The sequence below is a fragment of the Achromobacter sp. T5-5 genome, assembly GCF_055397965.1.
In genome coordinates, this window is sequence record NZ_AP027919.1 from 1,519,810 (window position 1) to 1,537,847 (window position 18,038).

Here is an 18,038-nt window from a genome sequence, read left to right on the forward strand (position 1 = left end):
GAAACAATGAGCGCCCAGCAAACTCCCCCCGCCGCCGCGCGCGCCATGTCTGGCAGCGCACGCATCGACGGACTGAAATCCTGCCTGCCGGTCATGATCGGCTACTTTCCGGTGGCCGTGACCTTCGGCATCGCCGGCGTCGCGGCCGGCTTGACCCCGTTGCAGGTCGTCCTGATTTCCGTGCTGGTCTACGCCGGCGCCAGCCAGTTCCTGCTGCTCGCCTCCATCAAGGCCGGCACGCCGTGGCTCTGGGTGGTGGCGCTGTGCTCGCTGCTCAATGCCCGGCACCTGCTCTACGGCCCGCTCCTGTCGCGCTTCCTGCCGCCCGCGCTGCGGCAACGGCTGCAGGTGGCGTTCCTGCTGACCGACGAGGTCTTTGCCACCGCCTTCAACCGCCTGCAGGCCGTGGAACCCGGCGGGCGCCACGGATGGATGATCGCGCTGGGCGTGGGCGCGTGGCTGACGTGGATCGCCGGCACCGCCGTGGGCGTGTATGCGGGCGACGGGCTCGAACGCCACTACCCGATGCTGTCCCAGGTAATGCGCTTTGCGCTGCCGGCGCTCTTCATGGCGCTGGTGTGCCAGGGGGCGCGGCGCGGCATGGGCCTGCCCATCGTGGCTGCCGTCGCCGGCGCCGGGCTGATCGCAGCCCTGGGCCACACCAGCCTTGCAATCCTGGCCGGCGCGGTCATCGGCTGCGCGGCCTATCGCCTGAGGAGGCCGGCATGAACGCCAGCGGACTGGAGTTCTGGGGCGCCGTCATCGCCATGGCGGTCATCACGTATTTCACGCGCGCCTTGCCCTTCATGCTGTCTGAACGCAGCCGGCTGCTGCGGCGCCTGTCGCGCGAAGGGTCGGCGCTGGCGGCGCTGGGACCGTCGCTGCTGGCGGGCATCGCGGCGGCGGTCATCGTGCCGGACCTGCTGGGCGCGGGCGCGCAGGCCGCCCGCATCGCGCCCTACGTGGGCGGCCTGGTCGTCACCGGCGTCGCCGCGCGCCTGGTCAGCAACACGGGCGTCGCGGTGCTGGTCGGCATGGCCGGCTACGGGATATTGCTGGCCTTGGCGGCGTAGCGATCCGCAAGGCAAAATGGTCCGATCCCCCCAAGGAGTCCGACCATGCTTACGCTCTATCACGCGCCGCGATCGCGGTCGTTCCGGATACTGTGGCTGCTCGAGGAACTGGGCGTGCCTTACGACACCGAAATGGTGTCGATCCGCGGGCACGACAGCACGGGGCACATGCCGGCCGATTACATCGACATCCATCCGCATCGCAAGGTGCCGGCGCTGGTGCATGACGGCGTGCCCGTATTCGAGACGCCGGCCATCGCGCTGTACCTGACGGACCTGCACCCCGAGGCGGGCCTCGGGCCGCTCATCGGCGACCGGCAGCGCGGCCCCTACCTGACCTGGCTGGCCTATTCCACGGGCGTGTTCGAGCCGGCCATGGTCGAGCGGGCCTACAAGACGCCGCACCAGGCGGCACTGGGGTGGGGGTCGGCGGATGAGGTCGAGCAGGTGCTGGCCCGGGTGCTGCAGGCGCGGCCCTTCTTCCTGGGCGACAAGTTCTCCGCCGTCGACATCGTGCTGGGCGGCTCGCTGCAGTACATGATGCAGATGAAAGTCGTGCCCGAAACGCCCGTCTTCACCGCCTACGTCGAGCGGCTGGGCGACCGCCCGGCCATGCACCGCGCGTTGCAGCGCGACGGCGACATCGAAGAGTCCTGACGCCCGGCGCGCGAAGTCAGCGCGGGCCCGCGATGCGCGCCTGCAGGTGGTCCCGCCATTGTTCCGGACGGCCCAGGTAGCGGCTGGGTTCCAGCAGGGTGTAGACGCCGCCCTGCTCCAGCGCCAGCGTGGGAAAGCCCGTGCCGCCCACCTGGGCCAGCAGCCGGCGGCTGGCGGCGATGTGCGCGGCCGTCTCGGCGCCCTGCGCGGCCGCATACGCCGCGTCGAAGGCGCCGGCGTCCAGGCCGATGTCCGTTGCCAGCGTCCTGAGGACCGCCGGGTCGGCGATGCGCCGGCCTTCCACATAGTGCGCGTGCTGCATCCGGCGCAGCAGGTCCAGGCCGCGGCCCGCCATTGTCTGCGCGGCCAGGATGGCCGTGGTGGGCGGTTCGGAATCGAACACCGCCCCGCCGTCACGCAGCAGGCCGTCGAAATAGCCCGGACCGAACGGCTGCCCCGTCAGCCCGGCGATGCGCTCGTCGTGCGGCATGACGTAGCGGCGCAGGGCCTCGGTGACCGGCTGGCGGTTGGCGCCGGTCATCATGCCGCCGCCGTGGGGCTCGATGGACAGGCCCGCAATGCCGCGGGCGGCCTCCACCAGCGGCGCGGCGCCATAGCACCAGCCGCAGAGCGGATCAAAAACATAATGCAGAGTGGGAAGAGAGGTCGTCATGGCGCCATGGTAGACGGCGCCCGGCGCGGGCGCATAGGCCGGCGCAATACCCAGAGTGTTGCAGCGGCCGTGCAGATTGCCTGCACGGCCGGGCGATCAGCCTGCGATCTGCACGCCGATCCAGAACAGGCCGGCGGCCAGCAGCATCGACGCGGGCAGGGTCAGCACCCAGGCCAGCAGGATGTTGCGCACGGTGTTGCCCTGCAGGCCGGTTTTATTGGCGATCATGGTGCCCGCCACGCCCGAGGACAGCACGTGCGTGGTCGATACCGGCAGGCTGAAGACGTTGGCCAGTCCGATGGCGCCCACGGCGGTCAATTGCGCCGACATGCCCTGCGCGTAGGTCATGCCCTGCTTGCCGATCTTTTCGCCCACGGTCAGGACGACGCGGCGCCAGCCCACCATGGTGCCCGCGCCCAGCGCCAGCGCCACGGCCACGATCACCCAGAACGGCGCGTATTCCGTGGTGGCGGTCAGGTCCGCGCGCAGGCGCTGCAGGTCGGCGGCTTCGCGCGCGGGCAGGCCCTCCAGGCGAGCCACCTTCTTGGCCGTATCGTCCAGGCACAGCAGGTAGCGGCGCACGTCGATGCGCTTCTGGGCCGACAGGTCGGCGTAGTTGGCCACGCCGTGCAGGTCATTCTGCAGCGCCATGATGGTCGGCACCGTCAGGGTCGGATCGCAGCGGAAATTGGCGGGCAGGTCTTCCTGGATGTCGACGCGGCGCAGCGCCAGGTAATCGCCCAGCAGCGCTTCATTGCGCTGATAGAACACCAGCAGGTGGTTGGCGGCGTCGCGGGTGCGTTCGATCTGGTAGGTGGTGCTGTGGGTGTCCAGCACGAAGTTGGCCGGCACGATCCCGATCAGCACCAGCATGATCAGGCCGATACCCTTCTGGCCGTCGTTGGAGCCGTGCACGAAGCTCACGCCCATGGCCGACAGCACCAGCACCAGGCGGTTCCAGAACGGCGGATGCTTTTTGTTGTCGATGGCGCGGCGCTGCTCGGGCGTCTTGTGCATCTTGGACAGGGGCAGCCAGCGCTTGAGCGCCAGCAGGAGCACGCCCGCCACCATGAAGCCGGCGATGGGCGAGGCCACCAGCGACAGGCCGATGTCGATGGCCTTGCCCCAGTTCACTCCGTCCCCCAGGGGCAGATCGGTAATGAGCGCGTTGGCCAGGCCCACGCCCAGGATCGATCCGATCAAGGTGTGCGAGCTGGATGCCGGGATGCCGAAATACCAGGTGCCGAGATTCCAGGCGATGGCGGCGGCCAGCATGGCGAACACCATGGCCAGGCCGCGGCCGGTATCCACGTTGATCAGCAATTCGACGGGGAGCAGATGGACGATGGCGTAGGCGACGCCCACGCCGCCCAGCAGCACGCCCAGGAAGTTGAAGATTCCGGACAGGACCACCGCAAGGTGCGGCGGCATGGCCTTGGTATAGATGACGGTTGCGACGGCGTTTGCCGTGTCGTGAAAGCCGTTGATGAATTCGAAGGCCAGGACGAAGGTCAGGGCCAGCACGAGGCTGAGGCCGACCCAAAGGTCTAGGCCATGGAAGAGGTCGAACATGGGGAAGGGGGCGAGGTTCCGGCGAGAGGCCCCGATTATTGCAGATTTGTGACCTGTCCCTGAATGACCAGGCCCTTATTCAGAACTTCGAATACTGGAATTCGATCTCCATGGGCTTACCCAGATTGGCGGAGGTGTCCGCCTGGATCATCATCACGGCCAGCAGGCCCAGATACAGCAGGCAGAGCCAGAGCGTTCTTTTCATGGGCGGAACTCCTCGGCGATCCTCTGGTTGACGCGCAGCCAGCCCAGTTCGCCCAGGTGCTGGACGTCGCGCAGCGTGCCCACCTCGAAGGGGGCGTCGTACATGTCCATGCAGCGCATGGCGTAGCGCTGGCACAAGTCGGCCACCTGTCGCTGGATGGGCTCGAAGCGGTCCAGATCCTTGAACACCATGGGATGCAGCGGCTGCATCACGAAGAGCGCCTCGACCCCGTGCTGGTGCAGCAGCGCCATCAGGGCGGCGAGCTCGCGAAGTTCATCGCGGCCGGTCAGCGGCTGGGGCTGGTAGGCGGTCTTGCCGCCTTCGGGGATGGTGCGCAGGTACTTGTTGAAGAACTCGTCGCGCACCGCATAGCGGTTGTCCTGCATGAGCGCCTGTTCGGCCGCCTGCGCCTCGCCCGCCAGCGCGTCCCAGTCCACCACGCGGGCGGCGGCCGGCGGGCCCTCGCGCTCCGGTTCGGGGGCGGGCGCGGCGTGGGCCGGCGTCCACAGGCTTGCAAGCCGTTGGCGAAACACATACGCCTGCTCGGCCGCCATGGACCAGAAGACCCCGGCGTCGGCCTTCGCATCCAGCCACCGCAGGACTTCGGCCCGGCCTTCCGGCTGGCGCATCAGGCGCGGCAGCAGCGGGTTGGCATGTTCCTTGAACTCGTCCGGTCCCAGCCCGCCGTCGCCGTCGAACCAGCCGGGCGACAGCATCACGACCACGCGCGACGCCGGCGACAGGTCATCGGCCAGCGCGGCCAGCACGAACTGCATGCCCAGGGACTGAAAACCCGAATGGCCGTAGGCCAGCACGGGCATTTGCAGTTCGTCGGCCAGGTAGCGGTACGGCACGAAGCGCAGATCGTTGCTGGTGAGTTCGGACGACCCCAGGATCACGAGACGGTCGCCCGTGCGCAGCGCCTGGCTCAGGCGCGACAGGTTGCGGGTCTGCTCGTCCAGCGTGTTGCCCAGATTGGGGATGTAGATGCCTGGCGCGGCGGCGGGCACCGCCTCTGTTTTCAGGGCCAGCAGGTGCACGGCCGCCCAGCCGGCGGCCGCGGCAACGGACAGGGCCAGCGCCGCGGCGAGCGCATGCTGCCCGAGAGTGCGTTTGAACATGGGAAATCCGATAGTGCGCCGCGCCACGAACGGGGCGGGATTGTTAGCGGATGTTATCCAGCGTCCCCGGCCCGAACAAGCGCGGGAAACCCTCGGCGGCGCGCCGATTCCCCTTTTTGCCACACCCGGCAGGGGGGAAGGGCGGGCGTGCCCGGTCAAGGAATGCGATAGCATCGATGTCGCGCGCCCGCCCGGTGCCCCGTAGGGCATCCAGGCAGGTATCCCAGGATCGACCGCGCGGCCCGCCGCCGCCGCGGCGTTTCATCGCCAGAACCTCATTCTTTCGCCATGACCGACATTGCCCGTATCGTCCGCAGCCATCCCGATGAACTGATCGTCGGCCTGGTGTCCATTTCCGACCGCGCCTCCACCGGCGCCTACCAGGATCAGGGACTGCCCGCGCTGCGCGAGTGGCTGGGCGGCGCGCTGGTCTCGCCCTGGCAGGCGGTGGACCGGCTGATTCCCGACGAGCCCGCGCGCATCTCCGACACCCTGATCGAACTGGTCGACCGCTGCGGCTGCGATCTCGTCCTGACCACCGGCGGCACCGGCCCGGCCCGGCGCGACGTCACGCCCGAGGCGACCCTGGCCGTCGGCACCAAGGAAATGCCGGGCTTTGGCGAGCAGATGCGCCAGATCAGCCTGCGCTTCGTGCCCACGGCCATCCTGTCGCGGCAGGTGGCCGTCATCCGCGAAACGGACGGCCATGCGGCCCTGATCGTGAACCTTCCCGGCCAGCCCAAGTCCATTCGCGAGACCCTCGAAGGGCTGAAAGGGGACGACGGCGCCGTGCTGGTGCCGGGCATCTTCGCCGCCATTCCCTATTGCATCGACCTCATCGGCGGTCCCTACGCCGAGACCCGTCCCGAGGTCATCGCGGCCTTCCGTCCGAAGTCCGCCCGCCGCCCTGAAAAGACGTGAACCCCGGCTTGAACCCCGGCTTGACCCCCGGCCTGAACCCCGGCCTGAACCCCGCGCCGGCGGCCGGTCCCCGCCCGGGGGCGGCAAGGACCGTGCGGTATAGTTGGCCGCCCCGATCAACCCCTATTGACCAAGAGTTCCCATCGTCATGAAGGTTCGTACCATTCTGTCCCTCGCCGCCCTGGCCGCCCTGTCGGCCTGCGCCAACGTCAAGGACGTGCGCGACCGCGATCCCGTCTTCTACGGTTCCACCCAGCGCACTCCCGAGGATTACACGCAATGCGTGGCGCAAGCCTGGAAAGGCCTGGGCGTGGACTTCGAGCAGAAGCCGGTGCGCAACGGCTACGAGCTCATCCTGCACGGCAGCCTGGGCGTCGAAGCCGTCCTGACGACCACGCACTGGAAGGGCAAGACCGAGGCGCGTCTGTCCACGCGCATCGCGCGCCGCGACCAGTCCATCATCGAACCGGCCAACCTGTGCCGTTGAGCGCCATCATCCACCGGCGCGACCTCCTGCGCGCCGGCCTGGCGGCGGCAGCCCTGTGTCTGGGGTGGCCCGCACGGGGGCAGGCGGCCGCGGGCTACATCAGCCGCAAGCTCGACGCGCGCGTGCCCGGCGGCGTGGCGGTGCTGGGCCTGGGCGACGCCGAAAGCGCGCCAGAGGTCACGTATCTGGACCGGCGCGTGCTGGTGGTGCGGGAAGAAGGCAAACAGTGGATCGCCGTGGTCGGCATCCCGCTCAGCGTGAAGCCGGGCCAGGAGCACATCCAGGTCAAGGATGCCGCCGGCCAGCGCAAGGTGGCCTTCACGGTGGGCGCCAAGGAATACGTGGCGCAGCACATCACCCTGAAGAACCGCCGCCAGGTCGACCCGAATCCCGACGATCTCAAGCGCATCGAGCGCGAACTGGCCGAGCAGCTTGCCGCCTACGCCCGCTATCGCGCGGGCGTCACGCCCAGCAACCTGCTGCTGGACCGTCCGGTCGACGGCGGGCGGCTGTCCAGCCCCTTCGGCCTGCGCCGCTTTTTCAACGGCCAGGAGCGCAACCCGCATTCAGGGCTGGATTTCGCCGTGCCCGCGGGCACGCCGATCAAGGCGCCGGCGGCCGGCGTGGTCGTGCTGGTGGGGGATTATTTCTTCAACGGCAAGACCGTGTTCCTGGATCATGGCCAGGGCCTGGTCAGCATGTTCTGCCACATGTCGGCCATCGACGTGAAGGTGGGCGACGAGGTGCCGCGCGGCGGGGTGGTGGGCAAGGTGGGCGCGACCGGGCGGGCGACCGGCCCGCATCTGCACTGGAATGTCAGCCTGAACGATGCGCGCATCGATCCGGCGATCTTCATCGGCGTGTTCAAGCCCTGACGGGCAGGCAGGACAGAGGCCGGACGGGTCGGACAGGATGGGCGCGTCAGGCCTGGTTGGCTTGATTGGCCTGTTTGGCCTGCATCGCAATGCGGTTCAGCACGTACTGGTGCATGCGCTCGGCATACTCCATCTGCTGCCGCACGTTGCGCTGCTCGGCTTCCTGGTCATCCAGGCAATTGTCGTACTTGGTCTTGGCGTCGGCGTAGGTCAGGCCGGTATTGCGCAGGCTGTTGATGAATGCCTCGCGCGACTGGCGCAGCAGGCGCAGGCCTTCCTCGCCCTTCGCGAAACGTCTGCGCGCCAGGGCAAGCTGGTCTGCGGCGGCTTGCAATTCTTCTTTCAGGTCCATCGTGCTTCGTGCGTATCCGACCCGGCGTTGCGCCAGGCGGGGAGCGCCATTCTTTCATGAACGCGCGTTCCACGCATTACGGCAGTTCGCGAGCCGGGCTTAATGACTCGCGGAAAAGAGAGCCGGGCGCCGGCGTGAAGCCGGCCCGGGCAGCCGGATCAGCGGCGGTACTGCTGGGGACGGTGCGGCGCGGGAGCGCGTTCGTCCTTGTGGCGGAAGTTGATGCGGCCCTTGGTCAGGTCATACGGCGACATTTCCAGGGTGACGCGGTCGCCCGCCAGGATGCGGATGCGGTGCTTGCGGATGCGGCCCGACGCGTAGGCGCCGACTTCGATGCCGTTGTCCAGTTTGACGCGGTAGCGGCTATCGGGCAGCACTTCGTCAACGATGCCATCCAATTCGATGAGTTCTTCTTTAGCCATGCTCTACTCCTTGATCAAAACGCGCAGCCATGCCTGCGGCATGACCCGCCGCCCAAGGCGGCAAGCGCGTCGGACTCGGATAAACCGGTCCAGCGGTTTGAACGTAAAAAACGTCCGGGCAAGCGTGGGTATGGCCACGGCATCCGGGTGGATGTCTGAAATGGCGGATACTCGCGCCCCGAGGTAAGTGCGCGCGATGCGCGCGTAGGTCGCGGCGTTGGTGCTGCGGGCACCTTTGCCGGAAGAAGCGGGGTTGCAGCGTCTGCGGCAATGCTTGGCGCCACGCGGATTGCGGCGGCGCGTTGGGCTGTGACGGGGGTCGCCCAAAGGAAAAACCGGATGCAGTCTGCGGCGCTGACGCTCATTCAATAGCGCCCTTGTGTGGGCGCTACAGGTTGGCACGCAGAATGACCGAAGTCCGGTTTTTGCGGAAAAATCACGGACTTATGTTACTGCAAAGCTGGCCATTTAGCCAGTTTTTATGCTTGGTTCGGCCATGATAGTTGTGCTTGAACGACTCTAGCGGTGCGGTATGCGGCGCTGGTAGTCGGCCTCCCAGGCCGCGTTGGCGGACCAGAAGGGGCCGGGCTCGCGTCCGGCCAGCCGGGCGGCCAGCACGTTCAGATGGGTATGCCAGCCGCCAGCGACGTCCACCATGTCGTCGCGGCTGGCCAGCTTGCGATGGGTCAGCACCAGCAGCGCGCCGTCGTCCTCCTGCGAGACCTCGAAAATCACTTCGGACGGCGATCCGGCCGATCCGCCCCAGGTGTAGCCCAGCAGGTGGGGCGGTTCGCAGCGCGTGATCAGGCCCTGGGTCGTGAGCCCTTCTTCAAAGGGCTTGTAGGCCTCGGGCGTCGGTTCGCGCACGGAAGACAGGTCTGCATGCAGGAACCGCAGGGTCACGCCGCCGCCCTCGATCAGCTCCATGTCCCCGGATGCCAGCCACCGGCCGCGTTTGTCGGATTCCGTCAGCCAGGCCCACACCTCCTGCGCGCTGGCGGGCAGCCGGCGCGTGAAACGCAATGTGGTCGGATCCAGTACGACGCCATAGTCGTTCATGTCGATCTCCTGTGAAGTCCGCCGCCCAACGCGGGTCTTACCTGCCGTGCGAAAAGGTCAGGGGCGGGATTTGCGGGTCGTGGTCCGGCGCGCTTTCCATGGCGCCCTCGTGCTGGGGCAGCGCGTCGGTGATGTCGTACCACGGCGCTTTGCTCGACACGTGATAGTGCGCTTCGGGTTTGACGCCCGGGTCGTCGTCCAGGGCCCCCAGCGGCAGGCCGTAGATATCCGGGGTCTGGTCGAACCGGCTGAGCAAGGGCGAGCCGCAGGCCTCGCAGAAGCCGCGGTAGCAACCGGGCGACGAGGCGTACCAGGTGATGTGGTTCTCGCCCCGGGTCCAGGCGAAGTCCTTGGCCTGCACCGTCGCGCGGCTGCGAAAGGCCGCGCCGTGCGACTTGCGGCACATGATGCAATGGCAGTTGAGTGCGTGGGTGAGCGGGCCGGTGATCTCGTAGGCAACGCGGCCGCACAGGCAGGAACCTTTGATCATGATGGGCGTCGGGTAAGTGGGCAATAAGTCCAATATACCCGCGCGCCGCCTCAATCGGGCCGCTGCAGCCCCTGGAATGCCGGCAATGCCAGCAGCCCCGCCAGCCGCGCGGCGTGGATGTCGGCATCCGACACGGCCGGCCGCGGCATCAGGAAGTTGACGGTGCCCAGGCACCGGCCGCCATCCACCACCGGCACGTTGATCACCGACTGCAACCCCAATTTCCGAATCGCGTCGTGATCGTCGAAGAATTCGCGGATCGCGTCCTCGCCCTGCCCGACGAAGACCTGCTGCTCCAGCAGGACGTGCCGGCCCCATGCCGTGCCGGTCTTGTCCTTGCTGCCCCCGGGCGGATAGGCTTGCGGGTTCGAGCTGTACAGGCGGACCACGCGCATGGCCTGGGCATCGTAGCGATTGACGGTGCACAGGGTGTGCGCGAGCCGCAGGCGGATGTAGTCGTCGATGGCCTGCAAGGCGGCCTCGGGATCGCCCGTCGCGTAGGCGCGGGAGATGGCCTGTACGCCGGCCAGCTCCGCGCTGGGGGAAGCATTCGTCATTCCGCCGTGATTCCCAGTTCTTTGATCAGCTTGCCGTACTTGTCCGCATCGCGCGCCAGGATCTGGCCAAACTGGTCCGGCGTGGTTTCGGTCAGCAGCACGCCCATGTCCCCCATTTTCTTGACCACCTCGGGCCGCTTCAGGATCAGATTGATCTCGCGGTTCAGACGGGCGGTCAATTCAGGCGGCATGCCGGCCGGGCCGAAAGCGCCATACCAGACCGACAGTTCATAGCCGGGGAGGGTTTCGGCCACGGTGGGCACGTTGGGCAGCAGCGGCGAGCGCTTGTCTTCGGTGACGGCCAGCAGCTTGAGCTTGTCGGACTGCACGTGCGGCAGCGTCTGCGTCCCGGCGCTGAACAACACCTGCGTGCGGCCAGCCACCGTGTCCAGCACCGCGGGCGCGCCGCCGCGGTAGGGGATGTGCATCATCTTCACCCCAGCGGCCTTTTCAAACAGCACCGCGCTCAGGTGATTGGTCGAGCCCTGGCCCGCCGAGGCGTAGGCCACCGTGTCGGGATTGGCCTTTACGTAGGCGATGAATTCCTTCACGTTCGAGGCCGGTACCGACGGGTGCACCACCATGGTGTTGGTGACGAGGGCCAGCTCGGCGATGGGCGTGAAATCCTTCACGCCGTCGAACGGCATGTTGGGGTAGAGCGCCTGGTTCATCGTGTGCGTGCTCATCGACCCGACCAGCAGCGTGTAGCCGTCCGGCTTGGCGCGCGCGACGAACGCCGTGCCGATGTTGCCGGACGCGCCCGAGCGGTTTTCCACGATGACCGGCTGGCCCAGCGATTGGGTCAGGCCTTCCGACAGGACGCGCGCCAGGATGTCGGTGGAGCCGCCCGCGGCCCACGGCACGACCAGCGTAATGGGCTTTTCGGGCCAGGCGGCGTGGGAGATCGCGGGCGCGGCCATGGCCAGTCCCAGCGCGAACGTGCGCAGCAGTCGTTTGAATTGCAGTTTCATGGTGCGGTTACCCCTTGCGTAGTGTCCGGCTTCTCAGAGCCGGTCGGATGGAAATCGATTCAGCGGCCGACGGCATATCCCTGCATCCCGCGCGGATTGGCCGCCGCGCGCAGCAGCAGCCCGCCGCCCTCGGCCGGCTCGCGGGTACAGGCGCTGATGCGGCCTTCGGACCAATCCGGTCCGACCTTGACGTCGTGGCCGGCGGCGCGCAGCGCGTCCAGGGTGGCGGCGGGCATGCGCGACTCCACGGTCAGGCGGTTCAGCGTCTGCGAGCGCGGCCAGAACGAACCCGGGAAGTGATCGATGTGCCAGGAAGGCGCGTCGATCGCCTCCTGCAGGTTCATGCCCATTGCGTGGCGCAGGAAGAACGCGACGGTCCATTGGTCCTGCTGGTCGCCGCCGGGCGTGCCGAAGGCCATGTAGGGCAGCCCGTCGCGCAGCGCCAGGCCGGGCGACAGCGTCGTGCAGGGCCGCTTGCCGGGCTGCAGGCGTCCGGGGACGTCCTCGTCCAGCCAGGTCATCTGCAGCCGGGTCGTGAGCGAAAAGCCCAGCGCGGGCACCACCGGACTGGACGACAGCCAGCCGCCCGAAGGTGTGGCCGCCACCATGTTGCCGTCGCGGTCGATGACGTCGATCTGGCAGGTGTCGCCCACGAACAGCTCGCGCGCGGCCCATTCGGTCACGGGCGGCAACGCGGCGAAGGTCGGCTCGCCCACGCCGTAGCGGGTATCGGAGGCGGCCAGGGTGCGGATCGCCGCGTCCAGGTCGGGCAGGCGCGGCGTCAGGCCACCCGGGCTGCCGGGCTGCAGCGCGGCCGAGGCGCGCTCTCCGATGCTGGCGGCGCGCGCCCGCGCATACGTGTCGCTGAGCAGGGCCTCGATCGGCACCTGCACGAAATCCGGGTCGCCGTACCACGCGGTGCGGTCCGCGAAGGCCAGCTTGGCCGCCTCGGCCACGCGATGCACGAACTGCGGGGACAGCGGATCCAGCCCGCCGACGTCCAGGTGGCGCAGCAGCGCGAGCTGTTGCAGGTGCACCGGACCTTGCGACCACACGCCGCATTTGGCGACGGTGTAGCGGCCATATTGGGTGGTGAGCGGTTCGTCGTAGGCGGCGCGCCAATCGGCAAGATCGGATTTGCGCAGCAGGCCGCGATTGCGCTGCCCGGTCGTGTCCAGCACGGCCTGGTTCGTGTAGTAGTCGTCGATCGCATCGGCGACGAAGCCGCGATACCAGACGTCCAGCGCCGCATCGATGCGGCCGCGCCGGTCGGTGCTGGCGGCGTGCGCTTCGTCCAGGATGCGGGTATAGGTGGCGGCGATGGCCGGCGTGCGGAACAACGCGTCCGGGGCGGGCACGTGCCCGCCGGGCAGCCAGACCTGGCCCGAACTCGTCCATTCGTCGCGGAACAGCGCCTGCACCGCAAGAATGGCCTGCGAAATGCGCGGCACCAGCGGAAAGCCGTTGCGCGCGTAGTCGATGGCCGGCTGCAGCACGTCGGCCAGTTCCCACGTGCCGTAGTCGCGCAGCAGGGTCAGCCAGGCGCCGAACGCGCCGGGCACGGTGGCGGGCAGCAGGCCGATCCCGGGCACCAGATCCAGTCCCAGCCCGCGGAAGTAATCGGGCGTCGCCAGCGCGGGCGCCGGGCCCTGTCCGCACAGCGCGCGCATGCGCTGTTCGCGCTCGCTCCAGAACAGGATGGGCACTTCGCCGCCGGGTCCGTTCAGGTGCGGTTCCACGATCTGCAGCACGAAGCCGCCGGCCACGGCGGCATCATAGGCATTGCCGCCGCGCTCCAGCACGCTCATGGCCACTTGCGACGCCAGCCAGTGCGTGGACGAGACCACGCCGTAGGTGCCGCGAATTTCGGGTCGGGTGGTAAATGAGGGAGTCATCGGGCGTATCCGGACGGCGGGGAGATGCCTGCAGTATAGGATCCTGAAATAACTGGTTTTATCTTTATTGGCATAATCCGATAACTGAATGGTTATTCGGAGCATGCCATGACCTGGGACGCAGTCCGGCTCGTCAACCGCCTGAAGCCCCGGCATCTGACGCTGCTGATCAACATCGACCGCCACCGATCGCTGACGCGCGTGGCGGCCGCAACCGGCATCAGCCAGCCGGCGGTGACCAAGGCGCTCGCCGAGCTGGAGGACATCTTTGGCGCGCCCCTGTTCCAGCGCACCGGCAGCGGCCTGCAGCCCACTTTGCTCGGGAACCTGGCGCTGGTGCGGGCAAGGCACCTGCTCAGCGACCTGGACCTGTGGGCGCGCGAGGTCGAGGCGCTGCATGCCGGCCATTCCGCCCACCTGCAGGTGGGCGTGGTGCCCTACGTGTCCAGCGCCTTGCTGACCGCCGCCATCAGCAGCCTGCATCAGCGTTATGGCGTGACCCTGAGCCTGCACCGCGCCACCACGGATCACCTGGTGCCGATGCTGCGCCACCATGAGCTGGACTGCATCATCAGCCGGGCCACGTCCACCGTGACGCACGAGGATCTGATCCATCGCGTGCTGTATCGCCAGCGCCCGCGCCTGATCGCGCATGGCCGCCTGGCCCAGCGGCTGGCCCGGCGCCAGCCGGACTGGGCCGCCGTCGCCGCCATGGACTGGGTGCTGCCCGCGGCCAATACGCCGACGCGGCAACTGATCGTGGAGCATTTCATCCGCGCGGAGCTGCAACCGCCGTCGCCGGTGCTGGAAGCCTATTCGACGGACGTGATCGAAGGGATCCTCACCATGAACGACACGCTGATTTCGGTGGTGCCCGAAGACATCGCGCGCGAGCTGTGCCAGCGCGGCAGGCTGGGCATGGTGCCCTGGGATTTCGGCTGGGAGCTGCCGCCGATCAACCTGATCCGGCGCAGGCGGGACCAGGCCCTGGCGGCAGAGGAGCGGTTTTCGGAGATTCTGCTGGGTCTTTGCGGCGACGCGGCCGCGCCCTGGCGCCAGGGCGAGGCGGGCGCACCGTGAGGCGGGCGCCCGCCTGGCGCGACCTGCGCATGTCCTAGGCGCAAAAACGTCGCGTGCCCCCAAAGACGCGGGAGCCTGCATCTGGTTAAATGGCTGAAAGGCCAGACGGCCTAGGGCGAGCCATGGCCTTTTCCGGCTCGCCATGACAAATCACGGAGCCCCAGATGGCACGATTCAATTTCACCCAGGACCTCGAAGAACCCGATCTGTGGGCGGCGGAAAACGTCCCCGCAGGAGAGGGCCGGCCGCCCATCCACGTCATGATCCAGACCGATGGCGAAGAGCCCGGCGGCGACGCCTCCAAGGTGGTCAAGGCCATCATCGACGACCTGGACGAACAGATCCTGGCCGCCGCCGAATTCCTGCTCGACAACTATTCGTATGAGCACTACAAGAAGCTGGGCATCGAAGACGACCAGCTCCTGGCCGAGGAAACCGCCGAAGCCATGGCGGAAAAGGCCGTGCTGCGCGCCCTGTGGCTGTTCGATGAAGACGGCGACGGCTATGAACTCTGGTTCACGCTGCCCTGGGATCCGGTGCACACCTACGACGTGGAGTTCGAGGACGGTTCGCCCGTGTCGTGCTCGGTCAACGACTAGCGGCCGCGACGTCGGCAAGGCGTCAGGGCGTCAGCTCGTACTTTGTCGACATCGCCTGCCCCAGCGATTCGTCATACCGGTAGCGCACGTTCAGCGGCTTGCCTCGCTGGATCCTGCGGGCCGGCACGTTCTCCAGCGCCACATCGACATCCTTGCCCACGAACTGCGAGCAGTCGGTGTCGGCGCGCTCGCCGTCCGGGATCTCGGCGGCTTTCACTTTCAGCTTGAACAACACCTGGACAAGTTCCGAGCCATCGGTGCGGAATTGCCGGAAGGTGGTGGGCAGGGTGGCGACGGTGCCGTGCAGGTCGCAGGAGACGAGTGTCCATGCGTGCGCGGCAGGCATGGCGGCAAAGACGCCGCCGGCAAGCGCGGCGGCGGCCGCCGCGGTGCGAAAGGGCGGTAGGTTCATGGCGTGCGGGCCGGGCGTGGCGCCCATGCGCGCCGCGCCGGTACTTGTCGGAAGGGGCCTTTATGTTGCGCCCGCTCCCCGCGCCGGGTCAAGCTGGCGCGCACCATGAAAAATCGGGCCCTTGTGGCCCGATTTTTCATGCGTTCTGGGTGGCGGCCGCGCCCGTCTGCGGGGCGTCTTCGGCGGTCTGCGCGGGCAGGTCCTCCTCATTGCCTTCAAGCTTGGCGATCACGGCCGTGGCCAGGCTGTTGCCGACCACGTTCGTGGCGGTGCGGCCCATGTCGAAGAACTGGTCGATGCCCATGATCAGCAGCAGGCCGGCTTCCGGCAGATGGAACATCGGCAGCGTCGCCGCCACCACGACCAGCGACGCGCGCGCCACGCCGGCCATGCCTTTGCTGGTCACCATCAGCACCAGCAGCAGGGTGAGCTGCTGCGTGAAGCTCATCTCGATGTTGTAGGCCTGGGCGATGAACAGCACCGCGAAGGACTGGTACATCATCGAGCCGTCCAGGTTGAACGAGTAGCCCAGCGGCAGCACGAATCCCGAAATGCGCTTGGACACCCCGAAACGCGCCAGCGCCTCGATAGTCTTGGGATACGCCGATTCGCTACTCGCGGTCGAGAACGCCAGCAGGGTCGGTTCCTTGATCAGGCCGCCCAGGCGGAAGGTGGACTTGCCCAGGAACAGGTAGCCGACGCCGAACAGGACCGCCCACAGCAGGGCCAGGCCCAGGTAGAACTCCCCGATCAGCTTGCCGTAGCTGACCAGCACGCCCAGGCCTTCGGTGGTGATGGCGGCGGCCATGGCGGCGAATACGCCCAGCGGCGCGAAGCGCATCACATAGTCGGTCACGCGGAACATGATCTTGGCCAACTCGTCGATCATGTTGTAGATCGTGTTGTGGCCCTTGCCGCGGATGAAGGACAGCGCCGCGCCGAAGAACAGCGAGAACACCAGGATCTGCAGGATCTCGTTGTTCGCCATCGCTTCGGCGATGCTCTTGGGAAACACGTGCGCGATGAAGGCCTTGAGCGTGAAATCGCCCGTCTTCAGTCCCGAGGTCAGGCCCGCGTCGGGGATCGCCAGGTTCATGTGCGCGCCGGGCTGGAAGATGTTGACGAGCGCCAGGCCCAGCAACAGGGAGATCGCGGAGGCGGCGATGAACCAGATCATGGCGCGCATGCCGATGCGGCCCACGGCGCTGGCATCGCTCATGCTGGCCAGTCCGGTCACCAGGGTGGCGAACACGAGGGGCGCAATGATCATCTTGATCATGCGCAGGAAGATGTCGGTGACGAGGCTGAAGTACGAGGCGATGTGCGCCGCCTCCTGCTGGTTCTGCGCGAACTTGTTGCAGAAGTAGCCCACCACGATGCCCAGCACCATGGCGATGCCGATATAACGCGTCAGCTTCTTAGTGTTCATGTTCAAAACGGGATAACGGGGAGCCGCCGCTCGGCCCGAAGGGCCAGGCCCGCCGGCATGGGGCGGTGCAGGGCGGTCCGATGACGGACATGCCAGGGCCCGGGGAAAGCACGGGTTAACCCTTGGGGCGCGATGTTAACGCCGTGAAGCTGACAGCCAGTTGTCAGTTTGGGGACGGATCAATCATGCCAGAATGACCGCGCCGGCCTCGACGACGAAGGCTGCGCGCCACCCAGGGAACCGGCCCCGAGCGGGGCGATAAAGGAGACAAAGCAATGCCGAATCGCGAGCTGTCCGTACTGGCCTCCGGCTACACCTATCTGGAAGGATTGCGCTGGCACGACAACCGTCTGTGGGCGTCGGATTTCTACACCGGGCAGGTCATCACCGTGACGGAGCAAGGCGCTGTCGACCGCGTCTGTCTGGTCCCGCAGCAGCCGTCCGGCCTGGGCTGGCTGCCCGACGGCCGCCTGCTGATCTCGTCCATGAAAGACCGCAAGCTGCTGCGCCGCGAGGCCGACGGCACCTTGTCGGTCCATGCCGATCTGTCCGCCCTGACCGGCGGCCACATCAATGACATGGTGGTGGACGCGCAGGGCAGGGCTTATGTCGGCAACTTCGGCTTCGACATCATGGCGGGCGAGCCGGTCCGCACCACGACGCTGGTGCGCGTCGATCCGGACGGTGTCGCGCAGGTCGTGGCGGACGACCTGTGCTTTCCCAACGGGTCGTTCATCACGCCCGACGGCAAGACCCTGATCGTCAACGAGACCTTCGCCAATCGCATTTCGGAATTCGACATCCAGCCCAACGGCGTGCTGGGCCCGCGCCGGGACTGGGCCAACTTTGGCGAGCTGCCCGACACCGATGACCTGTCCACGCTGATCGCCGCCTCCGCCATCGCCCCTGACGGCGGCGCGCTGGACGAGGAGGGCGCCCTGTGGGTCGCGGACGCCATCGGCAAGCGCATCGTGCGCGTCGAACGCGGCGGCCGGATCCTCGAACAGATCGACACGGGGGAATTCGGCATCTTCGCGGCTGCCCTGGGCGGCCCGGATGGCCGGACCCTGTTCATGGCGGCCGCGCCGGACTTCATCGAGGCCAACCGCCGGGCCACCCCGCAGGCGCGGATATTGGCGGCGCGGGTGGACGTGCCGCACGCTGGGCGGCCCTGAGGCCGCCCGCGGG

The 18,038-nt window shown here is 67.6% G+C and carries 22 protein-coding genes; 9 read left to right on the top strand and 13 right to left on the bottom strand.

The window, feature by feature from the left end; all coding sequences use genetic code 11:
• The first annotated feature begins 45 nt into the window (after positions 1-45).
• The 3 genes from ACZ50Q_RS06825 to ACZ50Q_RS06835 are packed head-to-tail and all read left to right on the top strand — an operon-like array spanning position 46 to position 1,730.
• Entirely contained in the window at positions 46-729 is a 684-nt protein-coding gene (locus ACZ50Q_RS06825) for an AzlC family ABC transporter permease (protein WP_464081959.1), read from the top strand.
• Entirely contained in the window at positions 726-1,073 is a 348-nt protein-coding gene (locus ACZ50Q_RS06830) for an AzlD domain-containing protein (RefSeq protein WP_464080971.1), read from the top strand. Before ACZ50Q_RS06825 ends, ACZ50Q_RS06830 begins: the two co-directional genes overlap by 4 nt.
• A gap of 45 nt (positions 1,074-1,118) precedes the next feature.
• Entirely contained in the window at positions 1,119-1,730 is a 612-nt protein-coding gene (locus ACZ50Q_RS06835) for a glutathione S-transferase family protein (RefSeq protein WP_092578722.1), read from the top strand.
• Between the two features lie 16 nt (positions 1,731-1,746).
• Here the strand turns inward: ACZ50Q_RS06835 and ACZ50Q_RS06840 are convergent, their stop codons facing one another.
• From ACZ50Q_RS06840 to ACZ50Q_RS06855, 4 genes are all read right to left on the bottom strand, one after another.
• Positions 1,747-2,403, bottom strand: coding sequence for a DsbA family protein (locus tag ACZ50Q_RS06840; protein WP_464080972.1), 657 nt, complete (start codon positions 2,401-2,403; stop codon positions 1,747-1,749).
• 96 nt (positions 2,404-2,499) lie between these two features.
• The gene (locus ACZ50Q_RS06845; RefSeq protein ID WP_092578726.1) at positions 2,500-3,975 is read right to left on the bottom strand and encodes an inorganic phosphate transporter; all 1,476 of its coding nucleotides are present in this window, start codon (positions 3,973-3,975) and stop codon (positions 2,500-2,502) included.
• Positions 3,976-4,054: 79 nt separating this feature from the next.
• Positions 4,055-4,180 (bottom strand): hypothetical protein, encoded by a 126-nt coding sequence (locus tag ACZ50Q_RS06850; RefSeq protein WP_256381719.1) that lies wholly within the window; start codon positions 4,178-4,180, stop codon positions 4,055-4,057.
• Entirely contained in the window at positions 4,177-5,301 is a 1,125-nt protein-coding gene (locus tag ACZ50Q_RS06855; protein ID WP_464080973.1) for a D-alanyl-lipoteichoic acid biosynthesis protein DltD, read from the bottom strand. The genes ACZ50Q_RS06850 and ACZ50Q_RS06855 overlap by 4 nt, the downstream gene beginning before the upstream one ends.
• Positions 5,302-5,589: 288 nt before the next feature.
• Here ACZ50Q_RS06855 and mog point away from each other — a divergent pair, with 288 nt between their 5' ends.
• From mog to ACZ50Q_RS06870, 3 genes are all read left to right on the top strand, one after another.
• Positions 5,590-6,222, top strand: coding sequence for a molybdopterin adenylyltransferase (mog, locus tag ACZ50Q_RS06860; RefSeq protein ID WP_464080974.1), 633 nt, complete (start codon positions 5,590-5,592; stop codon positions 6,220-6,222).
• A gap of 148 nt (positions 6,223-6,370) precedes the next feature.
• Positions 6,371-6,709: a hypothetical protein gene (locus ACZ50Q_RS06865; RefSeq protein ID WP_076516015.1), complete on the top strand. Its 339-nt coding sequence runs from the start codon at positions 6,371-6,373 to the stop codon at positions 6,707-6,709.
• A gap of 5 nt (positions 6,710-6,714) precedes the next feature.
• Entirely contained in the window at positions 6,715-7,584 is an 870-nt protein-coding gene (locus tag ACZ50Q_RS06870) for a peptidoglycan DD-metalloendopeptidase family protein (RefSeq protein ID WP_464081960.1), read from the top strand.
• Between the two features lie 46 nt (positions 7,585-7,630).
• Here ACZ50Q_RS06870 and ACZ50Q_RS06875 read toward each other — a convergent pair whose 3' ends face one another.
• From ACZ50Q_RS06875 to ACZ50Q_RS06905, 7 genes are all read right to left on the bottom strand, one after another.
• The gene (locus ACZ50Q_RS06875; protein ID WP_092578734.1) at positions 7,631-7,936 is read right to left on the bottom strand and encodes a hypothetical protein; all 306 of its coding nucleotides are present in this window, start codon (positions 7,934-7,936) and stop codon (positions 7,631-7,633) included.
• A gap of 158 nt (positions 7,937-8,094) precedes the next feature.
• Positions 8,095-8,358 carry a translation initiation factor IF-1 gene (gene infA / locus ACZ50Q_RS06880; RefSeq protein WP_006221179.1) on the bottom strand — a complete coding sequence of 88 codons (264 nt, stop codon included), beginning with the start codon at positions 8,356-8,358 and terminating at the stop codon, positions 8,095-8,097.
• A 519-nt stretch (positions 8,359-8,877) separates the two neighbouring features.
• A complete protein-coding gene (locus ACZ50Q_RS06885; protein WP_092578736.1) occupies positions 8,878-9,417 on the bottom strand; it encodes an SRPBCC family protein in 540 nt (179 codons plus the stop codon).
• 37 nt (positions 9,418-9,454) lie between these two features.
• Entirely contained in the window at positions 9,455-9,907 is a 453-nt protein-coding gene (locus ACZ50Q_RS06890; RefSeq protein ID WP_092578738.1) for a GFA family protein, read from the bottom strand.
• Between the two features lie 50 nt (positions 9,908-9,957).
• Positions 9,958-10,464 (bottom strand): GAF domain-containing protein, encoded by a 507-nt coding sequence (locus ACZ50Q_RS06895; RefSeq protein ID WP_092578740.1) that lies wholly within the window; start codon positions 10,462-10,464, stop codon positions 9,958-9,960.
• A complete protein-coding gene (locus ACZ50Q_RS06900) occupies positions 10,461-11,435 on the bottom strand; it encodes a Bug family tripartite tricarboxylate transporter substrate binding protein (protein ID WP_076516005.1) in 975 nt (324 codons plus the stop codon). The genes ACZ50Q_RS06895 and ACZ50Q_RS06900 overlap by 4 nt, the downstream gene beginning before the upstream one ends.
• Positions 11,436-11,494: 59 nt before the next feature.
• A complete protein-coding gene (locus ACZ50Q_RS06905) occupies positions 11,495-13,330 on the bottom strand; it encodes a gamma-glutamyltransferase family protein (RefSeq protein ID WP_464080975.1) in 1,836 nt (611 codons plus the stop codon).
• A 108-nt stretch (positions 13,331-13,438) separates the two neighbouring features.
• Between ACZ50Q_RS06905 and ACZ50Q_RS06910 the strand changes: the two genes are divergently transcribed.
• Together ACZ50Q_RS06910 and ACZ50Q_RS06915 are read left to right on the top strand one after the other, a co-directional pair.
• Entirely contained in the window at positions 13,439-14,410 is a 972-nt protein-coding gene (locus tag ACZ50Q_RS06910) for a LysR family transcriptional regulator (protein WP_464080976.1), read from the top strand.
• Between the two features lie 164 nt (positions 14,411-14,574).
• Complete coding sequence (locus tag ACZ50Q_RS06915; protein ID WP_076515999.1) at positions 14,575-15,009, top strand: hypothetical protein; 435 nt, start codon at positions 14,575-14,577, stop codon at positions 15,007-15,009.
• Between the two features lie 22 nt (positions 15,010-15,031).
• Here the strand turns inward: ACZ50Q_RS06915 and ACZ50Q_RS06920 are convergent, their stop codons facing one another.
• Together ACZ50Q_RS06920 and ACZ50Q_RS06925 are read right to left on the bottom strand one after the other, a co-directional pair.
• Entirely contained in the window at positions 15,032-15,421 is a 390-nt protein-coding gene (locus ACZ50Q_RS06920) for a hypothetical protein (RefSeq protein WP_076521761.1), read from the bottom strand.
• A 136-nt stretch (positions 15,422-15,557) separates the two neighbouring features.
• Positions 15,558-16,850 carry a dicarboxylate/amino acid:cation symporter gene (locus ACZ50Q_RS06925; RefSeq protein WP_464080977.1) on the bottom strand — a complete coding sequence of 431 codons (1,293 nt, stop codon included), beginning with the start codon at positions 16,848-16,850 and terminating at the stop codon, positions 15,558-15,560.
• A 275-nt stretch (positions 16,851-17,125) separates the two neighbouring features.
• Between ACZ50Q_RS06925 and ACZ50Q_RS06930 the strand changes: the two genes are divergently transcribed.
• Positions 17,126-18,025: an SMP-30/gluconolactonase/LRE family protein gene (locus ACZ50Q_RS06930; protein WP_464080978.1), complete on the top strand. Its 900-nt coding sequence runs from the start codon at positions 17,126-17,128 to the stop codon at positions 18,023-18,025.
• The last annotated feature ends 13 nt before the right edge of the window (positions 18,026-18,038 follow it).

Coding starts and splice junctions, on each gene's coding strand:
- ACZ50Q_RS06825 (WP_464081959.1), top strand. CDS start 46: ATGTCTGGCAGCGCACGCATCGACGGACTGAAATCCTGCCTGCCGGTC.
- ACZ50Q_RS06830 (WP_464080971.1), top strand. CDS start 726: ATGAACGCCAGCGGACTGGAGTTCTGGGGCGCCGTCATCGCCATGGCG.
- ACZ50Q_RS06835 (WP_092578722.1), top strand. CDS start 1,119: ATGCTTACGCTCTATCACGCGCCGCGATCGCGGTCGTTCCGGATACTG.
- ACZ50Q_RS06840 (WP_464080972.1), bottom strand. CDS start 2,403: ATGACGACCTCTCTTCCCACTCTGCATTATGTTTTTGATCCGCTCTGC.
- ACZ50Q_RS06845 (WP_092578726.1), bottom strand. CDS start 3,975: ATGTTCGACCTCTTCCATGGCCTAGACCTTTGGGTCGGCCTCAGCCTC.
- ACZ50Q_RS06850 (WP_256381719.1), bottom strand. CDS start 4,180: ATGAAAAGAACGCTCTGGCTCTGCCTGCTGTATCTGGGCCTGCTGGCC.
- ACZ50Q_RS06855 (WP_464080973.1), bottom strand. CDS start 5,301: ATGTTCAAACGCACTCTCGGGCAGCATGCGCTCGCCGCGGCGCTGGCC.
- mog (WP_464080974.1), top strand. CDS start 5,590: ATGACCGACATTGCCCGTATCGTCCGCAGCCATCCCGATGAACTGATC.
- ACZ50Q_RS06865 (WP_076516015.1), top strand. CDS start 6,371: ATGAAGGTTCGTACCATTCTGTCCCTCGCCGCCCTGGCCGCCCTGTCG.
- ACZ50Q_RS06875 (WP_092578734.1), bottom strand. CDS start 7,936: ATGGACCTGAAAGAAGAATTGCAAGCCGCCGCAGACCAGCTTGCCCTG.
- infA (WP_006221179.1), bottom strand. CDS start 8,358: ATGGCTAAAGAAGAACTCATCGAATTGGATGGCATCGTTGACGAAGTG.
- ACZ50Q_RS06885 (WP_092578736.1), bottom strand. CDS start 9,417: ATGAACGACTATGGCGTCGTACTGGATCCGACCACATTGCGTTTCACG.
- ACZ50Q_RS06890 (WP_092578738.1), bottom strand. CDS start 9,907: ATGATCAAAGGTTCCTGCCTGTGCGGCCGCGTTGCCTACGAGATCACC.
- ACZ50Q_RS06895 (WP_092578740.1), bottom strand. CDS start 10,464: ATGACGAATGCTTCCCCCAGCGCGGAGCTGGCCGGCGTACAGGCCATC.
- ACZ50Q_RS06900 (WP_076516005.1), bottom strand. CDS start 11,435: ATGAAACTGCAATTCAAACGACTGCTGCGCACGTTCGCGCTGGGACTG.
- ACZ50Q_RS06905 (WP_464080975.1), bottom strand. CDS start 13,330: ATGACTCCCTCATTTACCACCCGACCCGAAATTCGCGGCACCTACGGC.
- ACZ50Q_RS06910 (WP_464080976.1), top strand. CDS start 13,439: ATGACCTGGGACGCAGTCCGGCTCGTCAACCGCCTGAAGCCCCGGCAT.
- ACZ50Q_RS06915 (WP_076515999.1), top strand. CDS start 14,575: ATGGCACGATTCAATTTCACCCAGGACCTCGAAGAACCCGATCTGTGG.
- ACZ50Q_RS06920 (WP_076521761.1), bottom strand. CDS start 15,421: ATGAACCTACCGCCCTTTCGCACCGCGGCGGCCGCCGCCGCGCTTGCC.
- ACZ50Q_RS06925 (WP_464080977.1), bottom strand. CDS start 16,850: ATGAACACTAAGAAGCTGACGCGTTATATCGGCATCGCCATGGTGCTG.
- ACZ50Q_RS06930 (WP_464080978.1), top strand. CDS start 17,126: ATGCCGAATCGCGAGCTGTCCGTACTGGCCTCCGGCTACACCTATCTG.